The sequence below is a fragment of the Syntrophobacterales bacterium genome, assembly GCA_031274925.1.
Lineage (GTDB): Bacteria > Desulfobacterota > Syntrophorhabdia > Syntrophorhabdales > Syntrophorhabdaceae > PNOM01.
On sequence record JAISPL010000014.1, the window covers coordinates 70,996 to 91,078 of the forward strand.

General features: G+C 46.4%; 16 protein-coding genes. 9 read left to right on the forward strand and 7 right to left on the reverse strand.

Annotation, left to right across the window (positions count from 1 at the left end; genetic code table 11):
• The first annotated feature begins 5 nt into the window (after positions 1 to 5).
• Together LBQ00_02705 and LBQ00_02710 are read left to right on the forward strand one after the other, a co-directional pair.
• On the forward strand, positions 6 to 1,490 hold the full coding sequence (locus LBQ00_02705) for an NADH-quinone oxidoreductase subunit M (GenBank protein MDR2017776.1): 1,485 nt from the start codon (positions 6 to 8) through the stop codon (positions 1,488 to 1,490).
• Between the two features lie 11 nt (positions 1,491 to 1,501).
• Entirely contained in the window at positions 1,502 to 2,908 is a 1,407-nt protein-coding gene (locus tag LBQ00_02710) for an NADH-quinone oxidoreductase subunit N (GenBank protein MDR2017777.1), read from the forward strand.
• Positions 2,909 to 4,086: 1,178 nt separating this feature from the next.
• On the opposite strand, the gene LBQ00_02715 is transcribed toward LBQ00_02710, so the two are convergent.
• From LBQ00_02715 to LBQ00_02745, 7 genes are all read right to left on the reverse strand, one after another.
• Complete coding sequence (locus tag LBQ00_02715; protein ID MDR2017778.1) at positions 4,087 to 5,235, reverse strand: lytic transglycosylase domain-containing protein; 1,149 nt, start codon at positions 5,233 to 5,235, stop codon at positions 4,087 to 4,089.
• A gap of 107 nt (positions 5,236 to 5,342) precedes the next feature.
• Positions 5,343 to 5,549 (reverse strand): hypothetical protein, encoded by a 207-nt coding sequence (locus tag LBQ00_02720; GenBank protein MDR2017779.1) that lies wholly within the window; start codon positions 5,547 to 5,549, stop codon positions 5,343 to 5,345.
• 1,894 nt (positions 5,550 to 7,443) lie between these two features.
• Positions 7,444 to 8,046, reverse strand: a complete 603-nt coding sequence (locus tag LBQ00_02725; protein ID MDR2017780.1) for a DUF502 domain-containing protein — start codon at positions 8,044 to 8,046, stop codon at positions 7,444 to 7,446.
• An 87-nt stretch (positions 8,047 to 8,133) separates the two neighbouring features.
• Complete coding sequence (gene ftsY, locus LBQ00_02730) at positions 8,134 to 9,048, reverse strand: signal recognition particle-docking protein FtsY (GenBank protein ID MDR2017781.1); 915 nt, start codon at positions 9,046 to 9,048, stop codon at positions 8,134 to 8,136.
• A gap of 212 nt (positions 9,049 to 9,260) precedes the next feature.
• The gene (locus tag LBQ00_02735) at positions 9,261 to 9,518 is read right to left on the reverse strand and encodes a hypothetical protein (protein MDR2017782.1); all 258 of its coding nucleotides are present in this window, start codon (positions 9,516 to 9,518) and stop codon (positions 9,261 to 9,263) included.
• Positions 9,519 to 9,538: 20 nt separating this feature from the next.
• Positions 9,539 to 9,862: a hypothetical protein gene (locus LBQ00_02740; protein ID MDR2017783.1), complete on the reverse strand. Its 324-nt coding sequence runs from the start codon at positions 9,860 to 9,862 to the stop codon at positions 9,539 to 9,541.
• Positions 9,863 to 10,167: 305 nt separating this feature from the next.
• Positions 10,168 to 11,142: a threonylcarbamoyl-AMP synthase gene (locus tag LBQ00_02745; protein MDR2017784.1), complete on the reverse strand. Its 975-nt coding sequence runs from the start codon at positions 11,140 to 11,142 to the stop codon at positions 10,168 to 10,170.
• 802 nt (positions 11,143 to 11,944) lie between these two features.
• Between LBQ00_02745 and acs the strand changes: the two genes are divergently transcribed.
• From acs to LBQ00_02780, 7 genes are all read left to right on the forward strand, one after another.
• Complete coding sequence (acs, locus tag LBQ00_02750) at positions 11,945 to 13,921, forward strand: acetate--CoA ligase (GenBank protein ID MDR2017785.1); 1,977 nt, start codon at positions 11,945 to 11,947, stop codon at positions 13,919 to 13,921.
• A gap of 230 nt (positions 13,922 to 14,151) precedes the next feature.
• Complete coding sequence (locus LBQ00_02755; protein ID MDR2017786.1) at positions 14,152 to 15,096, forward strand: class I SAM-dependent methyltransferase; 945 nt, start codon at positions 14,152 to 14,154, stop codon at positions 15,094 to 15,096.
• Between the two features lie 910 nt (positions 15,097 to 16,006).
• Positions 16,007 to 16,153 carry a hypothetical protein gene (locus LBQ00_02760; GenBank protein ID MDR2017787.1) on the forward strand — a complete coding sequence of 49 codons (147 nt, stop codon included), beginning with the start codon at positions 16,007 to 16,009 and terminating at the stop codon, positions 16,151 to 16,153.
• A gap of 876 nt (positions 16,154 to 17,029) precedes the next feature.
• Positions 17,030 to 17,404 (forward strand): 30S ribosomal protein S12, encoded by a 375-nt coding sequence (rpsL, locus tag LBQ00_02765; protein ID MDR2017788.1) that lies wholly within the window; start codon positions 17,030 to 17,032, stop codon positions 17,402 to 17,404.
• Between the two features lie 12 nt (positions 17,405 to 17,416).
• On the forward strand, positions 17,417 to 17,887 hold the full coding sequence (gene rpsG, locus LBQ00_02770) for a 30S ribosomal protein S7 (protein ID MDR2017789.1): 471 nt from the start codon (positions 17,417 to 17,419) through the stop codon (positions 17,885 to 17,887).
• Between the two features lie 15 nt (positions 17,888 to 17,902).
• Positions 17,903 to 19,996 (forward strand): elongation factor G, encoded by a 2,094-nt coding sequence (fusA, locus tag LBQ00_02775; protein ID MDR2017790.1) that lies wholly within the window; start codon positions 17,903 to 17,905, stop codon positions 19,994 to 19,996.
• The coding region (locus LBQ00_02780) for a hypothetical protein (protein ID MDR2017791.1) at positions 19,989 to 20,083 on the forward strand (95 nt) is incomplete at its 3' end. The genes fusA and LBQ00_02780, both read left to right, overlap by 8 nt.

The window sequence follows — 20,083 nt, forward strand, 5'->3', positions numbered from 1 at the left end:
TGCATATGGACCAAATTTTGATAATGAACCACTTAGATTTTCCGATTCTATCGACAACGATATTTTTACCACTTGTAGGGGCATGTCTGCTCCTCTTTCTTCGCAATGACACGGTTATAAAGGTGACGGCTTCCGTTACGGGCCTGATCAACTTCGTGATATCCCTTCTTCTCTATGTGGATTTCAACGTTGCGACACACCTGTTTCAGTTTGGCGAGATGAAGGCGTGGATCCCGGCATACAATATCAATTATGCTCTAGGTATTGACGGAATCACTATTTTCTTAATCCTTCTGACCACATTTCTTACACCTCTATGCGTTCTCTCTGCTTGGTCCGCCATACAGACCAGGGTGAAGGAGTTCATGTTCTGCATTCTTATGATGGAGAGTGCCATGATCGGGGTCTTCTGCGCCTTGGATTTTATTCTTTTTTATGTGTTCTGGGAGGCTATGCTTATACCCATGTATCTTCTGATCGCCGTATGGGGCGGTCCGAGGAAAGATTATGCGTCTATTAAGTTTTTTATCTACACACTGTTTGGGAGCGTCTTTCTACTTGTTGCTATTATTGCTCTATATCTGAACAATCAGACATTCTCTATTCCTGCGGCGATGTCCGGGAACTATAGTTTTACGTTCCAGTTCTGGGTTTTTTTGGCTTTCGCTCTTGCATTTGCTATTAAAGTGCCTATGTTCCCATTTCACACTTGGTTGCCAGCAGCGCACACCGAGGCACCCACTGTGGGGAGTGTTTTTCTCGCTAGTGTTCTGCTCAAAATGGGGACCTACGGATTCCTGAGATTTTGCCTTCCTGTGACGCCGCAGGCGAGCGTATACTTTGCCCCTCTCATGATCGTTCTATCTGTTATAGGGATTATCTACGGAGGTTTGGTCTGTCTGAGTCAGACAGACATGAAGAAAATGATTGCATATTCAAGTGTGGCCCATATGGGGTTTGCCACGCTTGGCATATTCGCCTTTACGCTTTTCGGGTTTGAGGGAGCCCTTCTCCAGATGCTGAATCATGGTGTAACCACAGGCGGACTTTTTCTGTGTGTCGGCATTATCTATGAGAGGACACATAGTCGCGAGATATTTGACAATGCCGGGTTAGGTAAGATCATGCCAGTATATACTGGTTTATTCGGTCTATTCGCAATCTCCGGCTTTGCGTTTCCCGGTACCAATAACTTTGTAGGGGAGCTTTATATATTGTTAGGAACGTTCCTGCAGCATAAAGTCGCGGGATTCTTCGCTGTTGTGGGGGCGATTTTGGCTGCGGCCTATATGCTCCGCCTGCTGAAGCAAATTGTGTGGGGCAGAGAGGATAAGAGGATAATTCCTGACATGAATGCCAGAGAAATCATCTATCTCGTTCCGTTGGCGGTATTTGTGATATGGATGGGATTATTCCCCCGTCCCTTTGTGCTGACTGTGGAAAAGACGCTGATGCATCTCAGCAGCCAACTACAGACTTATCTCCATTAAGGGGTTTGATTATGGTTACACTTCTGTTGCCTGAAATTTCGATCTTTCTTCTGGCTGTGATCTTTTTGTTTATTTCCATCAAAAAGAACAAGTCAGAAACCTCTCTCTCCTTTGCCAAATTTGTTTCCATAATACCCTTTGTGATTTCCATTTTCTGTGTCTCTGGAAGAGGGTTGCTCTTTAGTGGTGCCTACAGCATTGATCTCTTCTCTCAGTTATTTAAAGTTATGCTCGCGTTCGGGTTCTGTGTTGTTGTTTTCATGCTTGAAAATACGGACGATATTGAGAGGGAGTACGTCGCTGAGTATTTTATGTTCCTGGCTTTCTCGGTGTTGGGACTTATGATGCTGGTCAGTTCTGTTGAGCTAATTTCGATCGTAATCGCCCTTGAAGTTTCTTCGTACAGTCTTTATGTGGTTGTTCCCCTCCGGAAGGGACACTCAAAAATGCAGTGGGAGGCAGCGATTAAGTATCTTTTCTTCGGTGCCATATCCACAGGGGTTATGCTCTATGGTATGAGTTTCATTTATGCCGCTTGCCGATCGACATTTCTTGCCGATATCGTCCTGACGTTCCCTACTTTAGTGGGCCATCCTTTAGGCATTGTTGCGCTCATCATGACGCTCTCGGGATTCTTTTTTAAACTGTCACTTTTTCCTTTCCATTTCTGGGCTCCTGACATCTATGAAGGGGCTTCAAATGTCACAACCACGTTCATTGCTACCATACCGAAAATTGCAGGTGCGGCCCTTTTAATCAGATTTACCATGATAGCGCCGTCATTCTACATGCAGTTCGTCAATATCCTTGTTATTCTTGCGGCTCTCTCCATGACTTTTGGCAATATCGTAGGTCTTGTTCAGAAAGATGTGAAACGGCTTTTGGCCTATTCTGGGATCGCTCATGCTGGGTACCTGCTGATGGGTGTTCTTGCGCTTACAAGAGACGGTAATGCTGCGGCTGTGTACTACATTGCCATCTATCTGCTCATGAACCTTGCCTGCTTGTATGTTGTCGTACTTCTTGCGAATAAAGGGGAAAATGTGGAGCTTGATGACCTTATGGGGCTATCTCGACGGGCACCTGTTCTTGCCCTTACCCTTGCCGTGGCTGCATTCTCTCTTGCTGGTATCCCTCCTACAGGGGGTTTTACAGGTAAGCTTTTCCTCTTCACCAGCGCATTTAAGCAGGGCCATTTGACCCTTGTAATCATAGGCGCTGTGAATACCGTCATTTCGATATTTTATTATCTTAACCTTGTCCGGATGAGCTATTCAAAAGAGGCGCCACCCAACAATAGCAATCCTATCAAGCTTACGTTCAATCAGAAGATGGTCTGTTATGTCCTTGTATTTATGATTCTCTACATGGGCATTCTACCAAAAAGCATCTTCGGGCTTTTCAAAGCCGCTCTGTAAGTCGACCCCGAAGACTCAGAAGACCGCTGTCTCGCCCTGAGGTAAGTAAGTCACCATACCTCTTGCTAAATTGTAGCATTTCATAATTACAGATACCGGCGATCAGATTGAAGCGTAAGCCGAAATGCTTTCTGCGGTTGCGATATTGATCCGCCACGATTTTGAAGCGTGTTGAGTACACACTTGCTTGAAATGGCATGATTGTGTTGCTTGTCTTCCTTACTTAAAGGGTTATCCTTCATACCACGTCTTTGGGAGACTGTTCTTAATCCAAGATAGCCGTGTCAGTCTCAATCATTGTCTCCGGTTTTGCATGTATAGCGGATAAAGTCGTGCCTGCTGGAAAAAGATGTACAGATGATTTAGCTGTGTTTTTTATAGTATGGCGTTTTTTCTTGCCTGAGGACCAGATACTTTAGGACGTTCTTAAAACCACTTCATATTCCATATTACTCTTCAATAAAGCTTTCCGTAAAGGATAAAGCAAAGGGATGGTGCGGTATCTCATTTAAGCCCGAAGCTGGCTGCGATATGGGTATATGGTATTCCCCCGTAAGGCCAGCAAAACATATCTTCTATACCACAGCTTAGGTGTCCTCCCATGTCGCAGATGCTTTGCCGTATAGGCAGTATTTCAACCATCTTTTTGCGCTTTACCCCTGCTATTCGACGAAATTTCTCATCCGTATAGTTTTGTAACATCTCATATTTCATGGATGTCAGCTTATGCCTTTTTACTTGTTTTGGTAAGAGGGGGTAATTTCGAAAGAGGTCTATTTTGATTGCCGCCAGTATTGCAAATTGAATGGTGCTGAGGATTGCCGGAGAGACAGGCTGGTCGTGAGACTGGCGTGGTGAGGCTTTGTGTTTTTTTCTGCTGGAGAAACAACCATAGAGATACCGGAAATATGTTCGTTCTCATTCTCTGGACAGCGTTGGTGCTTTGGTGGCCTCAGGCGATGTAATGTCGTGTGGGGAAGCAACACAAAAAAAGGTCATACTCAGGCTAATCTTTGGAATACATTTCGTAGGATATTGGCCCATCTTTTCGGTGTTCCTGGCCCTGGCTGTAGCTTGCAGATGAGGCTGTCTGTTGAAACGGTGCTTACAAGATCTGGTGAGTTATGTTACTGGACGCACTGGTGGGGTGATGCCTCAGGAAATGCTGGGCTACCTTCTTAATCCTCTCCTATCACACGAACAAAGGGATAATTCTTAAGTTTCCTGAGGAATATCTCCTTCTTATCGTAAGGCACGTTTATGGCATAGGTGCCTTTCGGGAGCCTGTATTTCCGCAAATGAAGGTTCAGGTTACGGAAGGTGCGGTAAGGAGAATCAGCACACTTTGCGAGGACATTTACATGAGTCTCCTGCTCAAGCTCAAGAGAAATCTCGGTCACGATAACGGGCTTGTAAAGGTCTTTTTCTTCGAGAGTTATACCCAACCTCTCTCTGTCTGTGATGATCTCTTTAATAGCGACAATTCGGAAGATGTACCTCTCTGTCTCCTCAGGCAGAGAGAGCTCAAAGAAGTCGGAGGTTTGTTGGTTTTCTATGGCTTCTCTCAACCGGCCTGCGCCTGCGTTGTATGCTGCCATGGCAATAAACCAGTCACCGAATTCAGCGTAAAGCCTTTTCAGATGGGCTAGGGCGGAACGAGTTGCTTTTTTGATGTTGTATCTATCATCCAAGTGCTCGTTAATATATAAGCCTTCTCTTTTTCCTGTTTCTTTGATGAATTGCCAGAGGCCCGCAGCATTGGCTTTTGAAACGGCTCTCGGATTGAGGTAGCTTTCATTTATTGCAAGATAGATGAGATCGGGAGGCATTCCTGCCTTTTGTATTTCGTTGCTGATCATGCTGTAAAATTTCAGGTACCTTTTTGTAATTATGACAAGAAGGCCTTTATTCTCGAGGAATTGAAAGAACTCCCTCTCGAACCTTTCTCTGTTGTCATCTTTACTAAGGGAGACCTTTTTTTCGCAAAGCTTCAATGAATCGGTCAAGTGGTCAGTTGTGTAGATGTCGGTTTTAGCTGTGATGCGCACTACTTCCTTCTCAATGTCGTAAACTCTTTTTTCGAGGGAACCTGGTTTTTTCGAGGGAACCTGTGCATAGCCCCGCGCCGGGAGGGCCAGAAGAAGAATGGCTGCCAAGACCGGTAGACAAAGAAGGAGAAGGTTCCACAGGGAGTGACTGGATGGGCTTATTGTGGCACCGGGGCATCGAGAATCTGCCACCATCCGGACATGAGGATTCCCATCTTCAATTGTGTCAATCTCCAGTAGACTGTACTGGGACGGTTTTTTATTAATTTTTGAGTTCATTTTTTAACATACCTTCTATGATTGTTGCCGGACGCTTCCGAGCGCCCGGATTGTTGGACCGAGACCCAAGACTTGTGTTTACGGGGCTACTAACCTGCATTCTTGACCTAGTGGCGGAGCGCTATAATACGATTGTTTATCCGGTTTATGAGGTTCTTCATATCTACCTGCAGAGAAGCCAAACTTTCGTATTTCTTTTTGTATATTGCGTTGATTTCAGCTTTCCAGTATTCTAGAACCTCGACTTCGTACCTATTCTGTTCAATTTCAAACTTCTTTTTGAGTTCTCTCGCGAGCCTCTCGTTTATCTCCATAGAATCTCTCCTCCCTTTCTTTTATAATGTGTCTGTACATCACGATGAAAGCCATACCATGATAAAAACTGCGGAGCAATATAAAATCATACTTTTTCACAGCATGAGCAAAGATATAGATGTCCCCAATAGAAAGCCAATGAGATGGATCGCAACACTCCAAGACAGCGCCGGAAGAGTACGGCAGAGGAGAAAGGTGCCCTTCTTGACGTCGGTGCATCCCAATAGTAAAAAAGTTACCTTCCTCGTGCCCACGAAGAATCTTATGAGGAATATGATAAAATTACTGTGTCTCTGCATAGTTTGTTGGCCAGAGAAATTCTTGAGCGAAGAAGTTCGTATTTTTCGTCATGGTTCTGCCGAGGAAGAAGAAAGTACAGGTTCCGAGCATAGCGCCCTCGTGAAGGCCATAATATAACGTACCCAAGGCACATGTATTTGAGTTTGAAAAAGATGCCTTCAAGGAGGACCGCGTTATTTCACCCTTCAGAAACGCACCCAAGACAACCGCAATATAATCATACTGTATAAGATAAGCACCCACAATGTACATTCTATATAGATTAGGGAAGAGAGGTCAATACAAGATTGACCGGCAGTTTGGAAAACGACTGTGTTCAACCGAGGAATACCTCGGAGTTCCAAGTTTTCCAGCCGCCGTTCTCATTGTCCTTGTTTCTCTCGTTTTTCTCTTGCACAATTTCATGAGAAGAATGCCGACCTGAAGGGGGATACAGATCGGAACGGCAAGGAACATCATAGTTACAGATATCAGGTGTAGGAGTGATAAGGGTGGATGGGATTACAATAAGGAGGATGGCGTGCCTTCTCCGGACCAAACTGTCTTTACTTTGCAATATTCATTCTATTAAGTATGAGAAGGATTATTGGTGCCTCAAGATGCCAAAATAATAACATGGCAGAGAAAATACCACAAATCTCTTGACCGATATATTGTCTTTATATGGTATGCCATATATCCGAGGAGGAGGGAAGCGTTAACCTATACATATTTTATATCATTTAGGGGCTTAACTAGAACAGGATAGACTGATATTTTAAACTGGTGGCTAGCGAATGAAAAACAAGTACGTGAACCGTTCAAAAATATTGGAAGCGAAATTCAGGTTGTCTACCCCCTTTAAGTAATGGCGCATACTATACCTAATATATCACTTGAGGAGGGAAAAACTATGGGACATGTACTCCATACTCATACCAAGACAACTCCGGTGGTAGTGCGTAGAGAAATACAAAATAGTCAAGAAAGCCTGCAGCACGTTATGGCGTGAACCCAAACAATATTGAGAAATGGAGAAAAAGAGACTTTGTCCATGAATACACCTATGGGACCGAAGGTCATCCGTTCCAGAAGTCTGAAGATGCGATTGGTCTTCAAGCTGCCTTATGGACGATACTCTGACATTTACAACGACATGGATTGATTGCCCCAAGAGAAGAAGTTCATGTGGATATAGCCGAGGTACAAAAAAAGGTAGGCTATATTTATCATCGACAGAACATCAAAGTTAATTGCATGATGAATCGACAAGAGCTTAAGCCCAAGAGTTTTCTCAAGCATCTCAATCGGACGGATAACGGCATCCGGTTTACCAACCGTGTCTGTCATCGCCATGGGATTAGAATCCCTGGACTAACGGCCAGGTAGAACTGCTGTATCAAGGAAGCGACTGTTAGCTACCATTACGGCTTAAAAGAATACCTCCATGTATTTCTCATGGCGTACAATCTGACAAGTCGTTTGAAAACACTTATAAGGAAAATCTCCTTATGATTTCATCAGAAATATATGGACGCTTGAGCCTGGAAGATTTACAGGTAATCCAAACCATTTTAATGTGTGGGGGGGGGTAGAAAGTATCAAATTTTCTGTTCATCTCAGCTCAATTCGCGAAGTTCCCAGCGAGATAATGTATTTGAGTGCTTCGTCTACCGTCATCCGAAGAAACGTCAGTTTCTGCTCCGGAACCATGACCAGAAATCCGGATGTAGGGTTGGGCGTAGTAGGTATGAAGACAGAACAGATCGTTCCGAGTCCATCAATTGAGGTCCGTCTTGTGATGAAGCCCATCGCGCGGGTGTCCTTAGACGGGAAATCCACGAGGACCACTTCCTTGAAGGCCTTCTTCGTTTGGGAGGAAAAAGTGTCCGTCATGTCTTTCACAGCGTTGCATATGCTTTTGACAAAAGGTATTCGGGTCAGAAGTGCCTCGCCCAGGCAGAGTATCTTATTCCCCACGAAATTGGCGGCAAAGATGCCGGTGGCGTATGTAATCAGGACAAACAGTAACAACCCGGTGCCCGGGATATAGAATTTCATGCCGGTAATGGTCCATGTGACTTGTTGGATGACAGGATAGATCATCGCGTCCACCGACGAGACGACCACATAGATAACATATATGGTTATAATGACCGGAATAAGGATGAAAAGGCCGGCGAGGAACTTTGTTTTTACATGTTTCGTGATGTCCATGTCGAAGTAATAGTATCTTTGTACAAAGATAAAGTCAAACCGCAAATCAGGATTGCGGTGAGATCTTCCCCGTAAGCAACGGAAGGCCTATTTGGCGGAGAAAAGTCCCTCTGCGAAGTCCTCGGCGGAGAAGGGAATAAGGTCATCAATCTTCTCGCCGACGCCAATATACCGTATAGGCATTTTCATGAGATGGGCGATGGGTAGAATGAAGCCTCCTTTCGCGGTTCCGTCAAGCTTTGTCACTACGATGCCGGTGACTTCGAGGACTTCATTGAATGTCTTGACCTGAGCCAAGGTGTTTTGTCCTGTTGTGGCATCCACTACGAGCAGGACCTCATGAGGTGCTCCATTGACCTCTTTGGAAATGACCCTCTTTATCTTCTTCATCTCTTCCATGAGATTTGCTTTTGTGTGGAGCCTGCCGGCGGTATCCAGTATTACTATATCCGCCGCCCTTGCCTTCGCGGCTTTAGTGGCGTCAAAGGCGACCGCAGCTGGGTCGGAGCCTTCGGCGTGTTTCACTACATCTACCCCCAGCCGCTCAGCCCACACTTCAAGCTGTTCTACGGCAGCCGCCCTGAAGGTGTCACATGCGCCAAGGAGCACCTTCTTTCCACAGTTCTGGTAAATGGCGGCAAGTTTTGCTATTGTGGTCGTCTTGCCTACTCCGTTCACCCCGAGGGTCAGTATAACAAAAGGTTTCTGGGAGTCTACTGAAATCGGCTTTTCTACCGGCCTGAGGAGTTCCCCAACCTTCTGTTTCATAGCAGGCTCTATATCTTCCATATTTCTTATAAGACCACGTTTCCATTTCTCTTTCAGTGCATCCACTAGGAACTCCGTTGTCTCGAATCCTGCATCAGACAAAATCAGGGCTTCTTCAATAGCCTCAAAGTCCCCTTCATCTATCTGCTTGCCTTTGACGGCCCACTCAATCCTTGTCCGTATCTGATCCCTTGTTTTGGAAAGACCGTTTTTTATCTTCTCAAAGAAACCCATAAACCAACCTTATTCATTGTTTTTGTCTGTGAAGATTCAAAAGAGTGCGCTAAGACCGACTCTATTTCTTTTAAACCTTCCTCAAAAATGTTTCTTCATTGCACATATGGTCATATGTTTCTCTTGACCGGTGATTCATTTTCCTGAGCATTCCACTCTCGGCAGTCAGGCTGAGAGGCCTATGGCGGGGGATGAAGAGACAGTGTGGTTTCTTATTCTTGCGCTGCTTGAACATAAGGTTTGCCGCACACTTTACAGACCCCCTCTTCGTTTACGACCCCTATGCAGGCTTCGTCACTGCAGAGTATTCTTGTCGAGAGATCAATTTCATCGTCGTGCTCCGTCTCGTCGCCTTCCGAGTCCAGTAGTTTGCCGCATGAATAGCAGTAGGAGCCAAGCTTGATAACATCTGCGTTACAGTGTGAACAACGGACGGTTTCGCTTTCGGTCGCGCATTTCTCGCATATCATAATATGTCCCCTCGGTTTCGTTATCTTGTGGCCCGGACCAGCTTCTTCACTTTGCCGTTTTCAAACTCGACATACACAGTGTCCGCATTGTTGGGCAGAAGCTTCCACTTCGGCTTATACGTCCAGATTATTAGGTTCTCAGGCGTTTTGGCTACAACATCCGGTTCCCCGAAACTCCTCTTGACATCATCTTCGCCCTGATCAATGAGGGAACTGTCGAGAAGCAGTTTCTTTTCATCTTTGCCAAAAAAGGAGAAAAAACCCTTTTTTGACGATGCTGTTGAGAACGCTTTGGCCTCTTGCGCGGGGTTCGTTTCTTTAACCGAGGCGGTGGCTTCTGGCATCGGCTCTGTATTTTTTTTCGCGCTCTTGAAAAGGCTGCATGACGAGAGAAGGGCACAACAAATTGCAAGGCAAGCAAGACGCAGAAATAAACGGTCTCGAGAAGTTTTCCACAAATTTTGTGGAAAACATGTTAATAAGTTGAAGGAATGTATTCTTAACTCATTGAAAAAACATACGATTGTTTTCTTTTGTGCGAAATATAGCCAGCTGAAAATATCAGTAATATCAAGTACTTTACCAATTAATGTGTTGGTGCGGATATCATTTTTCATGGAAATTAGATTAGCATGTGTCCTTAAAATTATCAATGGATTATGTGAAGGTGTCTTTTTGATGCTTTGTAAAGTCTTTCCATTATTGCCCTCCCGAGGCCAGTTTCCGGTACCGCGTCGGCATATATGATATCCACGTCTTTACGGTCCAATTCTATCAGGAAGGAAAAGAAGTGGGCTGCGGCCTCCCTCAGGTCGCCGTTTTCTGAGAGCGTCCTTACATGTCTGGACATTGGTTGTCCGGAGGGTTTCATGAAAGAGAGATACGAGGATCTGGGATTGGTGATCTCCTCGGACGAACTGATGATCTTGAGCGGAGTGTGGGGGGCATAATGAAACGGGAGTTCTCCCGGAGACTCGCATGACCCGTCTTCGACCTTCTCGTAAAGCGGCATTATTACTGAGGAGAGGTCCTCAAGGCTAATTGCCCCATGTCTGTGTAAGCGGGTTATGCTGTCCGTAACTGAGACGATGGAGGACTCTATGCCAAAGGAACTGTTCCCGCCGTCGAGTACTATGAGGGGGCTGTCATTGAACATTTCGGCCACATGGGACGCCTTGGTGGGACTCATGTAACCGAAAGGGTTTGCGCTGGGAGCCGCAACTGGACGTCCTAGGAGTCGTATGAGGTTGAGCGCGACCGGATGGGAAGGCATGCGTATACCGACTGTAGAAAGGCCTGCGGTTACGATGTCTGGGACAAGACTGTTCTTTCTCAGAATAATTGTGAGAGGTCCTGGCCAGAAGCGTTCAATGAGCAGGGCCGCCTTGGGAGGGACGGCCTCAGCGTATCGGAATATCCAGTCTTTCTCACCTATGTGGATTATGAGCGGATCAAAGTGTGGCCTCTTTTTGATTTCGAAGATTTTTGCCACCGCCATGGCATTCATGGCATCGGCCCCGAGGCCGTAGACCGTCTCCGTCGGAAATGCGACTGTATCTCCTGCTCGGAGCGCCTCAACCGCGCGCTCTATTGAAAGAAGTTTGAATCCATCTAGAATTTCCACATCTTCATCCTATTTGTAAGGCAGGCGCCCATGAAGAGTAACTTCAGTTACGCCTTAGTTCACGTGGTTGACCACCATGAAGTCAGAGGCGAACCCGGAAATCTCATTCCGAAACCGTCTGCCCGGACCCGGCATGTTTCCCGGTACACCTAAGGGTATTGGCACAATTTAGGCTGTTGTCCGGAAGATAAGGGGGAGGTGAAACACAACCTACATGCCGTACGCGACATATATTCGAGACCGTACCTGTCACGCGGATATACCTCAGGTTCAGGTTTTTTGCTCTTAGAGGTCATGCCTGTTTCATCCGTTTCCTCGTGGACTCCTTGAAACCATTTCATATCCTATCCTAGGATAGTACCGCCTATTTCGGATAGCTTGCCTAAAGATATGCAGAATAATAGCCATTATTATTAAGTTCTGGTATTCCAAAGCTTAACACAAGCTATCCTTCTTCCAATAATTTTAAAGATAATTAGGATACATTCTTTACAACAGATAGTCAAACAAGCCTTTCTCTTCCCGGTTTTCCCGCGAAGTATGTCTGCTGGTCCGAGGGTATCTTATCTTCACCCAGTCCTATTGGACCGGTTTTTGAGGTGAGGCATCCTCTATGGAACTTCCAATTCGAAATGAATAACATCGGCACGAACTTTCCGGGCAAAATAGGCCGGGAACGTGATTTTATTGTGAAAATATGAACATAATTCTATTGACAACATATATGGGTATGTTTAGAATTTAGCATTCAAGTAATACGATTATTAGCGGGTATATCCAACATTAAATCAGGAGGGTTCAGATGGCAGAAGAACAGAAGTTTTATCCACCGAAGGAGTTTGTCGAGCAGGCATATGTTGACAGCCGCGAACAGTATGAAAAAATGTGGAAACAGTCAGTCGAGGATCCGGAGACATTCTGGGGAGACGTAGCGTCGGAATTATTCTGGTATAAAAAATGGATCAAAGTAAACCGGGAAGATTTCTCTAAAGGTGAAGTGGAATGGTTCATTGGCGGGAAAACCAACATAACCTATAACTGCCTTGATGCTCAGATCAAGAAAGGCAGAGGCGATAAAACCGCTATTATATTCCAGGGCGAGCCCGAAGACGATGTGGTAAAACTGAGCTACAAAGAGATGTTGGTTGCAGTGTCGAAATTTGCAAACGTGCTGAAGAAAAAAGGCGTACGGAAAGGCGACAGGATTGCCATTTACCTCCCCATGATATACCAACTCCCGATCGCAATGATGGCATGCGCAAGGATCGGCGCAATCCATACAATCGTGTTCGGCGGTTTCTCCGCTGAAGCTCTTCGCGACAGAATCTTAGATGCCGGTGCAAAATTACTCATTACTGCTAACGGATACTGGCGTTCAGGCAAGCACGTGAGCTCCAAGGCAAATGCGGATATCGCATGCGACCTCTGCTCGCAGCAGGGTCACACTGTAGATAAAGTGATCGTGGTAAAGAGACTGGCAGGTTTTGACGTCCCAATGAAAGAGGGAAGAGATTCCTATTTTGAGGATGAGCTCGCGGCTCCCGACATCAGTGACGTGTGTACGCCTGAGTGGCTGGATGCGGAAGATCCCCTGTTTATTCTCTATACGTCTGGTTCTACGGGCAAACCGAAGGGTGTGCTCCATACCACCGGCGGATACATGACCTATGCCTACGCCACATTTAAATACATTTTCGACTATAAAGACAAAGACGTTTTCTTCTGTAGCGCCGACATTGGCTGGGTAACGGGCCATTCTTATATCGTCTACGGACCGCTCACCAACGGTGCAACCTCCATCGTCTTTGAGTCGGTTCCCACTTACCCGAACCCAGACAGGTTCTGGCAGATCATCGAGAAGTTCAAAGTCAGCATATTCTATACTGCGCCGACCGCGATCAGGGCCCTTATGAAAGACGGCGAGAAATGGCCACAGGGCAGAGATATGTCCGCACTGAGGCTCCTTGGCTCAGTTGGAGAGCCCATCAATCCTGAGGCGTGGCTCTGGTACCACAAGTATGTTGGCAGAGAGAAATGCCCCATCGTTGACACTTGGTGGCAGACAGAGACGGGCGGCATCCTCATTACTCCTCTTCCGGGTGCATGGCCCACGAAGCCAGGCGCAGCGACCCTCCCATTCTTCGGCGTCGATGCTCACACGTTGAAAGCACGGTCATCGGGCAATCAGCCTTGGGAAGACACGGAAGTAAACGAGCAGGGCGAGCTTTGCATCGGAAGGTCTTGGCCCGGCATGATGAGAGGCGTATTCGGCGAGCCTGAGAGATTCTTCAATACCTATTTTGTCCAGCAGCCCGGTTTCTACTTCTCCGGCGATGGCGCAAGAAGAGATGAGGATGGCTACTTCTGGCTCCTCGGGCGCGTTGATGACGTTGTGAACGTATCCGGTCACAGGATGGGCACGGCGGAAGTCGAGGCAGCACTTAACTCGTTCACGACGTCAGTTGCGGAGTCGGCAGTCGTCGGTTTCCCGCACGATGTAAAGGGTGAGGATCTTTATGCGTACGTTATTTTGAAAACTGGCGTGGAAGGCAGTGATGCCCTAAAGAAAGACCTAGTAGCCCACGTGAGAAAAGAGATCGGTCCTATCGCGTCTCCTGGCAAGATTCAGTTCGTATCAGGTCTGCCGAAGACAAGATCGGGCAAGATTATGAGAAGAATCCTGAGAAAGGTTGCCGCTGGCGCGATTGACGAGCTCGGCGACACCACGACTCTTGCCGATCCTTCAATTGTTGATGAGATCGTGAAAGGCAGACAGTAAGATTCATTTTGCTTGGCAATGAGAAGGCCCCCGGGAAAGAGAATCCCGGGGGCCTTCTTTATCGTGGCCCCTTAAACAGGCAAAGCACAATCTGCGGGAAAGTTTTAGCCGATGGAAGATATATTGAGGCGATATGATAATCAGGTAACAGGAGATGGACCGTTGAAAGCAGGGTCCATACAAACCCTGCAAAGATGGATAGTGAGAATGTGATGGTTCCGGAAAATCCGATGGACAGAGATTGTGTCCTTAATAGTACAAAAGATTATCATGTGAACAGCCTGACCAGTCTGGGATGGGAGTTGACCGTCTGCAATGCCCTTTATCCCGATGAGACTCCACTGAGGAAGTTGCTCAAAGTTAACCAATCTTATGGGAATCTCCTGTACGATTACCTGAGCCGATTTGTACCTTTCAAAGAGATGAGGAGAGTCATAGAGATAGGGGGAGGGTATGGTTTTCTAATGAAGGATTTTCTGACTCGAGACAAATCGCTCAATGTTTGCATGCTTGATATATCTCCGTTCCTTCTCCAAAAACAGCGAGAAACGTTGGGGGGTCTTCACGTCTCTTTTAGGCAGGAGGATTTTCTCGAAACCGATCCGACCTCCATTGCTGTTTTTGATCTAGCCATTATGAACGAGAACCTCGGTGATTTTCCCACTCTTACTCGCATCCGATACGATGCCATGCAGTCAGGCATGGAGACGGACAACCCGTCTCTTAAAAAGGCCATCCATTTTTTTGAGAGGTATAGACCCGACCTTCCGGACCGCGAAATATTCAATTTGAATATTGGCGCCATTGAAGCCCTCGAGAAGATTTGCGAATCGATGATCCCGTACATATTTCTGGGTGAGCACAGCTGTGAGGCTCGATCCCCGGAAGTCTTACGCACTATCATTCACGTCGACCCGACTGGTAATCCGGAGAGGATCCGCCTCAAAGGGCACGATGAGTATACGATCAAATTCTCATACCTTGAAAAAGTCGCCCTTGCCCACGGCTATAAAGCCATGCGGGGTCCTTTTGCCGATTTCGTGACCTTTAACCTGACAGGAAAAATTCTCTCTATTCTGAAAAACCCCAGTGTCTATGGGGATGAAGGGGAGATAATATGTCACTTCATTGAAGACCTTTATAAATATGAGTACCTTTTTCTCAGCAGAAATTGAGTTGGGCGGGCAGGTTGTGAGGACTTATGGGCCTTAAGTGTTCTGCAGTGCGCAAAAAAGCCGGAAAGACTTGCCTTTTGGACTTCTTTTGTTACCGGAAGCACCCTCTCATTACTGGTGCGTTTTAGTCAGACTGAAAAAAGAAAGTTCGAAAGGTTTTATGTTTTTTGGCGGTCTCAGAAGAGCAAAAACCACGACGATCCTGAAGATCTCAAGAATCGTAGTTGGGCCAAAAGGCCATTAGATAACTTCCGAAGGCATCTTTGGGTATACCCGATATGATTCTACCGATGATGGCTCCGAATCCATAGAAACTACATACAATGCCGTACTTCTGTGTATAGTCCTAAACGCCAAAACGTTGCCGGTTGAGGCGGGAACGATGGCAAGCCAGTCCCAGAGAGTGAATCAGAATGCTCCTGGGGCAACGGCTTAAAGGTAACGCTCCCTTTTTCAACCGACAGCATCATACACGAGGCCATAGTAATGGAGAGGAGGGAAGGAATGGTCATACTTCGGTGTAATCCTGTTCGTAAGGGCGTCCAAGTAGAGGGCATCCTATTCCATTGAGCATGGCAAATAGCGACACGAAAGTTAAGGTGGTACTGGCTATCAAGCCCGATGACCTCTCTTCCCGCTGAGGCGGAAATATCAATGGCCATGAGATCAGCGGTGGCGCCGAAGGTGCAGCAGAGCCAGAGTCCGCAGAAACTTGGTGCTTTAAACATTTGACCCATGCTAAGTGGTTTTGCGAAGACGACTGCAGCCGGCGCGGTGTTCGCTCTGCAAGCTTCCATCCTGCTTCGAGTGGGGGGATCTAATGGGTCCCTGTGATGATTAGGAGTACCACGCCCATGCCATTTAAAAAAGTCATAAAGATTGATTGAGCGTCTTTACTAAAGGCGAGGCAATGAACGCCGAGACGACGAATTTCAAGAGAGACAAGCCGATCCGCAAGACCTTTCTTGTCGGGAAACTAGCGTGTGGCGACCGAGATTGGCCCTCCGGATACGACATACCCGTGCTCTTGCACTCCTACGATGAATCATGTATGTGACGATAACTGTGTGCCGATGCTGGATGCGAATTTAGTCAGTATTGAGCCTGACACCGACGCCAGCTATCATTCTCTGGATATATACTTTCGATACTCTCCTGCAAAGAATGTGTGAACAAAGCAGACGTGGCAATAAATATCATGAAAGGCAGATTGCTTTGCATGACGGTAATTTTGAAAAAATATTCCAAGGTCTTCTGGAAAACACTGCATACATACACGGCGCCAAGACGCATGCCGATAATCATGGTCAGCATCACAAAAATCCATCTTCCCATATTTGCATACATTCCAAAAACTTATGTATTTTCCTTCGTCTACCCATCTCTTGGGTGTCTATCAAATGAAACCTCCAGTGCATTTTGCGCATGCCTGCAAAATATTATATTCGCAGAGATGTTCTCAAACTTTTTGTTTTATTTTTCACAAAATTGATGCTAAAGGAGTACTTGATCCGTATACGGTGAAAAAAGGGGCTTCAGGAAGCTTGCTATTGTCATGGCGAATAAATACGAGTGGAAGGAATTTTTATTCATCAGGGACTGGTTATTCTGTTGTAACCGGCAAGCAACTGTGGTATATATACCCTGTCTTTTAAAGGGATTCTTATTTTAGGCAGGGCGCAGGGAACACCTCAATATATCAGGAAGAAACAGGTAACGGAATTCACGAGCCTGAAGTTTCTGTGGTGAGTCAAGCGCAATAGTATGGCCAGTCGCCGAAACTGACTTCCAAAACGGCTTCGGAAGAAGGTCAATGGGCTAAATTGGCAAAAATCTCTTGACATGTCAAGGGAAAATGTTTAATATACACAAGTTTTTTTTTGCGGGTACATTCATCCCTATTATAGGGGATTATTTTTTTGGAGGTAAACGGATGCCAACTATTAACCAATTGGTGAGGCTGGGGAGGAAGGCCGTGAAGAAGAAGAGTTCGTCTCCTGCCCTTACGAACTGTCCTCAGAAGAGAGGCGTGTGTGTAAGGGTATATACGACCACTCCTAAAAAGCCGAACTCGGCATTGAGAAAGGTTGCCCGTGTAAGGTTAACTAACAGCATAGAAGTGACAAGCTATATACCGGGAATAGGGCATAACCTCCAGGAGCACTCAGTTGTTCTTATAAGAGGCGGAAGAGTCAAAGACTTGCCTGGCGTCAGGTATCACATCATCAGAGGTTCCTTGGATGCCAGCGGCGTGGCGAATCGCAAGAAGAGCAGATCAAAGTACGGTGCGAAAAGACCCAAACAATAGAGGAGTATAGGTATGCCAAGAAAAGGACATATAGCAAAAAGAGAGAGGATGCCTGATCTGAAGTATAATGATCTGATCGTCCAGAGGCTGATAAATTGTATCATGCTTGACGGGAAAAAGAGCACGGCGACGAAGATCGTGTATGGCGCTTTTGACATCGCTGAAGAGCGGCTGAAGGAAGAAGGGCTGAAAATATTTCAAAAAGCTATGGAAAATATAAAACCAGAACTGGAAGTGAAGGCGAGAAGGGTAGGCGGTGCGACCTACCAGGTTCCTGTCGAGGTAAGAGCCAACAGGAAGCTTTCCTTGGGAATAAGATGGTTGATCAGATATTCAAGAGATAGATCGGAAAGAACCATGATGGAGCGTCTTGCCGGAGAAATCCTTGACGCATATAACAATAAAGGCGGTTCAGTAAAGAAAAGGGAAGATACACACAAAATGGCTGAAGCAAATAAGGCTTTCGCGCATTACAGGTGGTAAACAAAGGTTTGTTTGATGGGCAATAGTAGCATTAATTTTCTGAGAAATGTCGGCATCATGGCTCACATAGATGCAGGGAAGACGACTGCAACTGAGCGGATGCTGTTTTACACCGGGGTGAATACCAGGATCGGTGAAGTTGACGATGGCGCTGCGACGATGGATTGGATGGAGCAGGAGAAGGAACGAGGGATTACCATCACGGCGGCAGCCACAACTTGTTTCTGGAGAGACCACAGGATAAATATTATCGATACACCGGGCCATATTGATTTTACTATAGAAGTGGGGAGATCATTAAGGGTTCTTGACGGGGCCGTGGCCCTCTTTTCCGGCGTTGAAGGCGTTGAGCCTCAGTCGGAGACGGTCTGGCGGCAGGCCGATAGGTATGGCGTTCCGAGAATAGGCTTTGTAAACAAGATGGATAGGCCTGCAGCGGATATGGATAAGTGCGTGCAGATGATGCGGGATATATTGAAGGCGAATCCCCTTGTACTTCAGATGCCAATAAAGAACGGAGATGAATTCATCGGCGTTGTGGATATCATGAGAGGGATAGCTTTCTTCTACGACAGAGATGGCAAAGGCTTGGATTATGCGATAGGCGAGATACCGGAAGACATGAAGGCAAGAGCCGAGGAGCTAAAGATACAACTCCTTGAATCTCTCTCCGAGATAGACGATAGTCTTATGGGTAAGTATCTTGATGGCGTTGACATCAGCGAAGAAGAAGTGAAGAGGGTAATCCGGAAGGGAACGCTTCACGGCGATTTCCTACCCGTTCTATGCGGCAGTGCGTTCAAAAATAAGGCTATCCAGCCCCTGCTTGACGCAATAGTCGACTATCTGCCGTCCCCTGCCGATGTATCACCTTACAAGTACTGGACTGAAGAGGGAGTGGAGGGAGAGCTTGCGGGCACCAGAGAAGAGCCTTTCAGCGGGCTCGTCTTTAAGATTATGACTGACCCGTTCGTGGGGCAGTTGAGTTATATACGGATTTATTCAGGCGAGTTGAAGACGGGAGATACTGTATTCAACGGCATTAGGTCAAAGAGCGAGCGCATAGGGAGAATTCTCCGGCTTCACGCGAACAAGAGGGAAGACGTGAAGAGAGTGGAAGCGGGGGATATCTGTGCCATTGTAGGCCTTAAGAATGCCAGCACGGGCGACACGCTGGCCGTTGAGGGGGCGGATATTCTGTTTGAGGCCATCGAAGTTCCTGTTCCAGTGGTTTCGATTGCCATTACGCCGAAGAAGAAAGACGATCTGAAAAAAATGTGGCTCGTATTCAACAGGTACACGATTGAAGACCCGTCGATTTCAGTAAAAATGGACAAGGAGACGGGAGAGGTCATTCTTTCCGGCATGGGTGAACTCCATCTTGAGATTCTTATGGACCGGGCAAAGAGGGAGCACAACCTCGACATGATATCGTCTTCTCCCCAGGTGGCCTATCGGGAAACGATCACGAAAGCCACAGGCGGAGTAGGCAAGTATATAAAGCAGTCAGGAGGGAGAGGCCAGTATGGCCATGTGGTTCTCCAGATATCTCCCCTTGAAGGCTCCGACTTTGTTTTTGAGAACAACACGGTAGGCGGAGTCATACCGAGAGAATATATATCAAGCATTGAGACCGGCCTTAAGGAAGCCCTTGAGAAAGGTGTGGTGCTAGGTTATCCTTTGATAAACATAAAGGTGGAACTTCTTGACGGATCGTATCACGAAGTAGACTCTTCTGAGCTGGCTTTCAAGCTCGCTGCTTCAATGGGCCTCAAGAATGCGGTGCAAAAGGCGAATCCCGTGATCCTTGAGCCCATCATGAAGGTGGATATCAATATTCCGTCTGACTGCATGGGGACGGTCATCGGTGATGTTTCCTCAAGGAGAGGAAGAATAGCCGAATTAGGCGACAGGAACGACTTTAAATATATTGTTGCCTATATCCCACTTGATCAGATGTTCGGTTATACCACCCATCTCCGGTCGGCAACCCAGGGAAGAGGTTATTTTACCATGGAGTTTTTCCACTATGCGCCTGTGCCGGCTCAAATCTATGATAATTTGCTAAAAAATAGAGAAAAAACAGTAACGGAGGTTCTATATGGCTAAGAAAAAGTTTGAAAGAACGAAACCCCATGTAAACATAGGAACCATTGGACACATAGATCATGGAAAGACCACCCTGACGTCAGCGGT

Coding starts and splice junctions, on each gene's coding strand:
- LBQ00_02720 (MDR2017779.1), bottom strand. CDS start 5,549: ATGGAGATAAACGAGAGGCTCGCGAGAGAACTCAAAAAGAAGTTTGAA.
- LBQ00_02725 (MDR2017780.1), bottom strand. CDS start 8,046: ATGGACATCACGAAACATGTAAAAACAAAGTTCCTCGCCGGCCTTTTC.
- LBQ00_02715 (MDR2017778.1), bottom strand. CDS start 5,235: ATGAACTCAAAAATTAATAAAAAACCGTCCCAGTACAGTCTACTGGAG.
- LBQ00_02705 (MDR2017776.1), top strand. CDS start 6: ATGGACCAAATTTTGATAATGAACCACTTAGATTTTCCGATTCTATCG.
- LBQ00_02740 (MDR2017783.1), bottom strand. CDS start 9,862: ATGCCAGAAGCCACCGCCTCGGTTAAAGAAACGAACCCCGCGCAAGAG.
- acs (MDR2017785.1), top strand. CDS start 11,945: ATGGCAGAAGAACAGAAGTTTTATCCACCGAAGGAGTTTGTCGAGCAG.
- rpsL (MDR2017788.1), top strand. CDS start 17,030: ATGCCAACTATTAACCAATTGGTGAGGCTGGGGAGGAAGGCCGTGAAG.
- fusA (MDR2017790.1), top strand. CDS start 17,903: ATGGGCAATAGTAGCATTAATTTTCTGAGAAATGTCGGCATCATGGCT.
- ftsY (MDR2017781.1), bottom strand. CDS start 9,048: ATGGGTTTCTTTGAGAAGATAAAAAACGGTCTTTCCAAAACAAGGGAT.
- LBQ00_02760 (MDR2017787.1), top strand. CDS start 16,007: ATGAACGCCGAGACGACGAATTTCAAGAGAGACAAGCCGATCCGCAAG.
- LBQ00_02755 (MDR2017786.1), top strand. CDS start 14,152: ATGGACAGAGATTGTGTCCTTAATAGTACAAAAGATTATCATGTGAAC.
- LBQ00_02710 (MDR2017777.1), top strand. CDS start 1,502: ATGGTTACACTTCTGTTGCCTGAAATTTCGATCTTTCTTCTGGCTGTG.
- rpsG (MDR2017789.1), top strand. CDS start 17,417: ATGCCAAGAAAAGGACATATAGCAAAAAGAGAGAGGATGCCTGATCTG.
- LBQ00_02735 (MDR2017782.1), bottom strand. CDS start 9,518: ATGATATGCGAGAAATGCGCGACCGAAAGCGAAACCGTCCGTTGTTCA.